This window comes from Mucilaginibacter sp. P4_G9 (genome assembly GCF_056400985.1).
In genome coordinates this window covers 1-7,261 of record NZ_JBFUKF010000254.1, presented here as the reverse complement: position 1 = coordinate 7,261, position 7,261 = coordinate 1, and the positions used below count along the sequence as shown (strand labels likewise).

At 46.1% G+C, this 7,261-nt stretch carries 7 protein-coding genes; 3 read left to right on the top strand and 4 right to left on the bottom strand.

Annotated features, from left to right (window positions below; translation table 11 throughout):
• Positions 1 to 1,419: LamG domain-containing protein (locus tag AC1DPZ_RS18625; protein ID WP_477406157.1), on the top strand; the 1,419-nt coding region annotated here is incomplete at its 5' end.
• On the opposite strand, the gene AC1DPZ_RS18620 is transcribed toward AC1DPZ_RS18625, so the two are convergent.
• Entirely contained in the window at positions 1,412 to 1,534 is a 123-nt protein-coding gene (locus AC1DPZ_RS18620) for a hypothetical protein (RefSeq protein ID WP_477406155.1), read from the bottom strand. The genes AC1DPZ_RS18625 and AC1DPZ_RS18620 overlap by 8 nt on opposite strands.
• 94 nt (positions 1,535 to 1,628) lie before the next feature.
• Here AC1DPZ_RS18620 and AC1DPZ_RS18615 point away from each other — a divergent pair, with 94 nt between their 5' ends.
• Entirely contained in the window at positions 1,629 to 2,492 is an 864-nt protein-coding gene (locus AC1DPZ_RS18615) for a universal stress protein (RefSeq protein ID WP_477406153.1), read from the top strand.
• Positions 2,493 to 2,508: 16 nt separating this feature from the next.
• Here the strand turns inward: AC1DPZ_RS18615 and AC1DPZ_RS18610 are convergent, their stop codons facing one another.
• Positions 2,509 to 3,393, bottom strand: a complete 885-nt coding sequence (locus AC1DPZ_RS18610) for a universal stress protein (RefSeq protein WP_477406151.1) — start codon at positions 3,391 to 3,393, stop codon at positions 2,509 to 2,511.
• 732 nt (positions 3,394 to 4,125) lie between these two features.
• Here AC1DPZ_RS18610 and AC1DPZ_RS18605 point away from each other — a divergent pair.
• Positions 4,126 to 5,967: a DNA topoisomerase 3 gene (locus tag AC1DPZ_RS18605; protein WP_477406149.1), complete on the top strand. Its 1,842-nt coding sequence runs from the start codon at positions 4,126 to 4,128 to the stop codon at positions 5,965 to 5,967.
• 324 nt (positions 5,968 to 6,291) lie between these two features.
• Here AC1DPZ_RS18605 and AC1DPZ_RS18600 read toward each other — a convergent pair whose 3' ends face one another.
• Together AC1DPZ_RS18600 and AC1DPZ_RS18595 are read right to left on the bottom strand one after the other, a co-directional pair.
• Positions 6,292 to 6,585: a type II toxin-antitoxin system RelE/ParE family toxin gene (locus AC1DPZ_RS18600; RefSeq protein WP_477406147.1), complete on the bottom strand. Its 294-nt coding sequence runs from the start codon at positions 6,583 to 6,585 to the stop codon at positions 6,292 to 6,294.
• A complete protein-coding gene (locus tag AC1DPZ_RS18595; RefSeq protein ID WP_477406145.1) occupies positions 6,585 to 6,824 on the bottom strand; it encodes a hypothetical protein in 240 nt (79 codons plus the stop codon). The genes AC1DPZ_RS18600 and AC1DPZ_RS18595 overlap by 1 nt, the downstream gene beginning before the upstream one ends.
• Positions 6,825 to 7,261 lie beyond the last annotated feature (437 nt).

Sequence of the window (7,261 nt, the reverse complement as noted above, 5' to 3'; positions counted from 1 at the left end):
GTAACGCTGCATCTTTCAAATGGTAAAAATTTTACTATCAACAGTAACAATACTGCATCAAGCAATAATTATGTACAAGGATTAAGTGTTAACGGAAGCTCCTGGCAGCAGTTAACAATACCGCATTCCTTATTGCTGAACGGCGGATCAATGACGTTTAATATGGGTAGTACCGAAAGCAACTGGCCGGTTAACAAAAATCCTGTTGAATTATCAGAAACCAGGCAAAGCCCGGATTTTAAGATCCTGAATTACTCGGTTTCAAAAAACAGCGTGGAACCTAATGAGCCCTTTACCATACATTTTTCCATTGCCAATAAGGGAAGCATCGGGGTGAAAACCGTGAGGCTGTTAGTGAATGGAAAGCAGTATGAATATAAATACTGTATGGTGGTTTCCGAGGGTGTTAAAAACGACTCCCTGATATGCCGCCTTTATCCCGAAGGAAAAACAGAACTTAAACTGGAAGGTATGGCCCCGGTTACGGTTATTGTAAACGCGCCAAAAACACCATTTGCCCATCCGTTTAAAATAACAGGCCTGGCGGCAAAGCCTATGGTTAAGCTAAATGAGTCCCAACAGCTTACCTATATTATTCAAAATATCGACGGTTTAAAACGGACCTTCCAACTCCCCGTAATGAAGAATGATTCCCTGCTTTTTATAGATACCGTAACCCTTACACCTGGCGACAAAAAAAACATCACGCATATTGTACCATGTAAAGTGAAAGGCTTTCAACATATTAAGGTTGATGATGCAGAGGCAGGCTATAAAGTATACGCAGATAATAAAGAGTCCCTGTTGCTTGATATTTCGCCGGTAAGTTATGTGCCGGATAATTTAACCAGGGATAATTCGGGATACCACAATGATGGTCATATCGTGCGTACTAACTCCGGTAACAAAACCGGGAAATTAGGATTTGACGAGAATACATTTGTTGAAATACCCAACTCGGCAAGCCTGGATAATATGGATAACACCATCACCATGATGGGCTGGGTATACCCAACGGGAAACGAACCCGGACTGGTTGATATGATAACCAAAGGAGACAGCCATGTTTTGCAGGTAACCGCCCATACCACCCTTACTTTTTTTGCCGGCGGCTGGGGACGCGGAGATTGTACAGTAAACCTCCCCAAAAACTGGAATGATAACTGGCACCATATAGCAGGCATATGCACCGGAAAAACGCTTTATTTATACATTGACGGCGAGCTGGCCGGAAAAACGGTAACAGAAAGTGATGCCATCCTCTCCAACGGTAGTAAATGGACACTGGGCAGAAATGAAGRATTCCCCTCCGAAAGGATCTACCATGGTTACATGGATAAGGTAAAAGTGTTTAAAGAGCCCCTAACCGCCGAAGAGATCCGCTCTATTGTAAACGATGAGCGCAACCGTGTTAAATAATCAGCAAATCCGCATGTAGTCCCCCTTCTAAAATCCATTCCTGGTAACATCTTTCTTTCTCCTCTTTTTGTACGCTTAAAATGTGTTGCAGATCATTTTTGAGTATGATGGGCATCACCTGCTCAGCTTTACTATTTAATCATATTTGCGTTATAGTTTATAATACTTGTCATTTAAATTAATATTTATTACTTTTAATAAAAATTATCGTGAAAAAAATCCTGGTGCTCACCAATTTTACCGATAACGCCAATCATGCTGCAACAATTGCCGTTTCGCTTTGCGCTCAGCTATATTCAAACATTATTTTGCTGAACACTTTCATCAGCCGCCCTGTGCTGGCCGGATTTGGAGACCCGCCATGTGCCATCGAAGAGATGTTATGGGAAAATGAAAGCCATAAAAAATTAACTTTCCTGAAAGAAGATTTAGAGGAGCTTATTGCAACGCTGCCGGCCGACCAGCATCACCCCGGTATTGATTGCCGGCACGAGGAAGGGAGTCTTAAATACCGGGTGGATTTTTTTGCGGGAAAAAAGGATATCGAACTTATTTTAATGGGCGCCCGCAAAGGCAGCACCATGGAGCATTTGTTGATTGGCGGTGATACCAGCGTTGTACTCAATCGGGCTAACCGGCCTGTTATCATCATCCCGGAAGGTACCGGTTTGGGGCAATTTAAAAAAGTAACCCTTGCCTGCGATTTTAACGACAGCGACCTGGATGCGGTGCATTACCTGGTTCAGTTGGGCCGGATTTTTCATTTTGAACTCGAAATTGTATATGTATCACTCTGGGAACATAACTACGACCACAACCACCAAAAGAAAAGTAACTTTATTACCCAGGTAGCCCGGTTTGGATATCCGGACATTTCTTATCGAAGCATAGTGGGCAAAGAATTGATTAACCGCCTTAACCGCCTTTGTAAGGATACCAAAACCGATATGCTTGCGCTGGTGCACGACAGGTATAGCCTTTTAAACCGTATTTTTAAAAGCACCAATACCGACGAGCTGTTAAAACAACAACAGTTACCCGTAATGCTCATCCCTTCGGTAATGATGAATTAGTGAAGACGTGAGGTTTTCATATTGTAACGTTATACTCGGGCGGAAAAACCAATAAGGGTATTTTAATATGCCCGGCCAGCTGGTGCGTATGGCTGTTGCTTAAAAGCCTGAACAGCAAAGTATGCGGCCGGTGAACCATAGCCAGCAAATCAATTTGCCCATGCTCGCAAAGCCAGTCGAGGCCATCATCAACGTTCATACCCCTCAGGTGATGGTACGATATATGGGGATAATGCACCGTTTCGGTTAATTTTTGATTAAAGGCCTCAACCTTGCCAAGTCTCCCCTTTTTATCATAGTTTTCGCCGGTTATATGATAAATCCTTATCTCCGCCTTACATCTTTTGGCCATACCGGCAAGCATGCGGATTACCGAGATATCGCCGGTGTTAAGGTCTGTAGCAAAAATGAGCTTTTTTATCCCTTTAAAAACAGCACAACCCGGCACAAGCAACACCGGGAAATTAGCGTGATCAACCAGGTCCTTACTCCTGCTCCCCATAAAAAAACGACTCAGCCCATTTGATCCCGACATCCCCATAACCACTAAACTCGATTTTGAATCAGCCATAACGTTCATGATAACATCCGTTACCGGTCCTATCACGCTATGATAGTCAATAGCCGGTTTAAATGTATCGGTAGCGCCTTCCTCCTTATCATTAATAGTACGTTCCAGCCACCCGGCCAGGTGCCGCAGTTGTTTTATTGCAACTTCTTTTAAAGAAGAAAAATCCTCCAAAGGCCATAAACCCGCATCGGCAATGGGTACCTCCATCGGCACAAACAGGGCATGGTATAAACTAACATCCCGTTTCAAATCCTTCGCCAGGCATACGGCGTAACGGGCTGCATTATCAGCCTGATCAGAAAAATCGGTAGGTACTACAATGGCTTTCATGTTTACATTTCTTTGAAGATTAGGGAGGGGGTAGCAAAGTTTGGAATTGTAATCCAAAAAACAAATGACCGTTATCAAATGACGCTGCAATTGTTAATAAAATATTAAGGAACTGTAACCTAAAAACGGGGCACGAAGCAATGATGATGTAACATCTTAGTTACCAAAAGCTTTCATTTTCCCCAAAGTGTCAGCAGAACAGCTTCGGGCGAAAACGGGCAGAACGATGCGGGGCTGCGCGTGGGCATAGGGAATTAGCTAATTTTGCGTACGAGGCAAGAGCGGGCGGAGCAAAATTCGCCACCCGTGGTTCTGCCCGTTTTGCAGGGCAAAGGCCCGTGCGGCAAGAAGCATTTCTGCTGACAGCCTTTATTCGCTTATTATTTGTTTTTATTGGTGCTCATTATCTCGCGATGCTCGGTCTTGGTTACTTTTGTGGCGACAAAAGTAACAGCCCTCCCGCGGCAACTGAGCGGGCCGATGTTATCCATTACCACAAAGTAAAGTTAGCACCCAAATAGCTGCTCTGTACAGTCGGGGATTGCTTCGTACCTCGCAATGACGGTGGGGAGCGGTGCCTTCCTCATCCACTCACCATTCACCACTCACCCACTCACCACTCACCACTCCCATTTTTCAACACCCATTGCACACCCCTCACTATTTATATACATTCACCACCTGTAAATAAATGCTGCTGCTGAAGGCTATTTTACTTAATAACAAAACTTTATGAAAGTCATCATAGCCGAAAAACCATCCGTTGCGCGCGAAATTGCCAAAGTATTTGGCGCTACCACCAAAAAGGATGGCTATATGGAAGGCAAAGGCTACACATTTACCTGGGCATTTGGGCACCTGCTGCAGTTAGCCGCCCCGCAGGAGTATGGCTATTACGGCTGGAACGTTCAAAACCTGCCCATGCTGCCGCCCAAATTTAAGCTCTCCATCCGCAAGGTAAAAACAAAGGAAGGCATGGTTGATGATCCATCCGTTAAAAAACAGCTGGATATCATCAAAGGCCTGTTCGACGAAGCTACCGAGATCATCGTAGCTACCGATGCCGGGCGCGAGGGCGAACTCATCTTCCGGTATATATACTATTACCTCAAATGCAAAAAACCCTTTAAACGATTATGGATCTCGTCGCAAACAGATGAGGCTATTAAGGAAGGTTTCCGCAATTTAAAGCCGGGGAGCGATTACGATACCCTGTTCAATTCGGCGCACTGCCGTTCACAGTCGGATTGGTTGGTGGGCATGAACGCTACCCAGGCGCTCAGCCTGTCGTCGGGCAACAGGGCCGTGCTGTCGCTGGGGCGGGTGCAAACCCCTACCCTGGCCATGATCTGCTCGCGCTATCTCGAAAATAAAAACTTTGTGCCCCAAATATACTACCAGGTAAGCATCCAGCCCGATAAAGACGGACAGGTATTTAAAGCAATTTCTACCGAAAGCTATAAAACCAAAGAAGAAGCACAGGCCGTTGTCGACCAGGTGCAGGATGTAAACGGCGGCTTCCCCAATGGCGGCCATATACTCAGTGTAGAGGCCAAACCCCGTAAAGAACCGCCGCCCTTGCTGCACGACCTGAGCAGCCTGCAGCAGGAGGCCAATAAACGCAAAGGCTTCACTGCCGACCAAACCCTTACCATACTGCAAAACCTGTACGAGAGCAAGCTGGTAACCTACCCGCGTACCGGCAGCAGGTATATAGGCGACGATGTATTTGCCGGGGTACCCGGTTTAATTGATAAGCTGAAAGATCATCCCGACTTTGGCAAACAGGCCACCCTGTTATCAACCGCCAAGTTAAATAAGCGCAGCGTGAACGCCAAAAAAGTAACCGATCACCATGCCGTACTGCCCACCGGCGAAACACCCTACCAGTTAACGCCCGATAAACAGGCCGTGTACGATATGGTAGCCGGCCGCATGCTGGAAGCCTTTCACCAGGACTGTATCAAAGAGATCACCAAAATAACTGTACAATCGGGCGCCAACTTTATGGCCAGCGGAACGGTGATACAAACCGCGGGCTGGCGCGCCGTGTTTAACGATACCGACGAGGAAAAAAAGGAAGAAGAAAACCCCACCCTCCCCAAAGTACAGCAAGGCGAAAACCTGCCCGTTACCGATAAGGCTCTGCTTGAGAAACAAACCAAGCCCAAGCCCCTGTACAACGAAGCCAGCCTGCTCAAAGCGCTGGAAACCGCCGGTAAAGAAATTGACGACGAAGAGCTGCGCTACGCCATGAAAGAAAGCGGCCTGGGCACCCCCGCCACCCGTGCATCCATCATTGAAACCCTGCTGAAACGCAATTACATATTGCGCGAAAAAAAGAACCTGGTACCCACCGAAACCGGCTTATCGGTATACCACGTAGTAAAAAACCAGCAGATAGCCCAGGCCGAGCTCACCGGCACCTGGGAAAAACGACTGGAAGAGATTCGCACCGGCGCCTCGGTAGCCACTTTCCAGGAAGAAATAAAAACCTACACCCGCGCCATCACCCAGGAACTATTACGCGAAGGCAAAACGTTGAAGATACAGCAGGCAGTGGTGGCGAAATAAAATTTAGGGCTGTCATGGTGAGCCTGTCGAACCATAGCGGGCAAAGGCCTCTCCGCGCGACCCTTCGACAGGCTCAGGGTGACCGGCCGTTTTTGAAGGAAAGCATTTACGATTTACAAACATGTCATTGCGAGCGCAGCGCGGCAATCGCGAACTATGCAAGTCCGCTCTGTATAGCGTGCGATTGCTTCGTGCCTCGCAATGACATAGATTATATTAAAAAATAGCACTGATAATCAGCAATTTATAAACATGTCATTGCGAGCGCAGCGCGGCAATCGCGAACTGTACAGGTCTCCGATTTTAATATTTTACAATTAACCGTTACCGGGTAAAAGGCCTTCGGCTCGAATGCCTGATTCTCAATATCCGTATTTCTTTTGGTAATACCCGGTACGAAATCCGGTAACTGTCAACTTCAAATGCGTGAAAACTTCCGTCGTTGTTTTTCTTGAGTCTATCGGGCTGATAGATCTCTGATTTTCGCGGTAACGATTTAATCTTTAATAATATCCGCTGTTCAATTTTTTCAGCGTAGGCAAATTGGTTGTTATCTTCCAGGTACTCAATAGCATCTATCAGCTGTTTTACAGCCAACTTATTCCATTTAATTTGCATTAAAGCGCTTTTCTCCGGTTTTTAAAAAGCTGCTCCACATCTTCGTGGGTAACAAAATTCCCTGCTTCAATTGCAGCATCAGCCTGTTCAATCTCGGTATTGTACTGGTCAATAAATGCGCTGTTAAGCTCATCCGCACTTTTGTCAACATCAGCCTGGTAGTTATAACGCAGGCTATCCAAAAAAGCCAATAGCACTTTCTCTTCCTGCTCGTTTTTTGTGTTTACCAATACGCTCATAAACCAAATTTAATCAAATATTYCATAAAAATCAAAACCATAAAGCCGGCTGTTAAACCGTTTCGTCCCCTCAGGATCTCTCCAAAGGAGGACCCTGAGGCACCATGCATGTCAAATATTGCATGGTGCGTACTTAGCACGCGGCCTCAGGGTCCCTTTTCAAGGAGACCCTGAGGGGACTGAAACTGGAATTCTCGTTTTAAAGATTTGTCATCCTGAACGCAATGAAGGATCTATTCGCAGACTGTACAGGGCGAAGAAGCATAGCGGATAATAGATGCTTCACTGCGTTCAGCATGACAAAAAGGTTTTTTTTCGTCCCCTCAGGGTCTCTCCAAAGGAGGACCCTGAGGCACCATGCATGTCAAATATTGCATGGTGCATACTTAGCATGCGGCCTCAGGGTCCCTTTTCAAGGAGACCCTGAGGGGACTGAA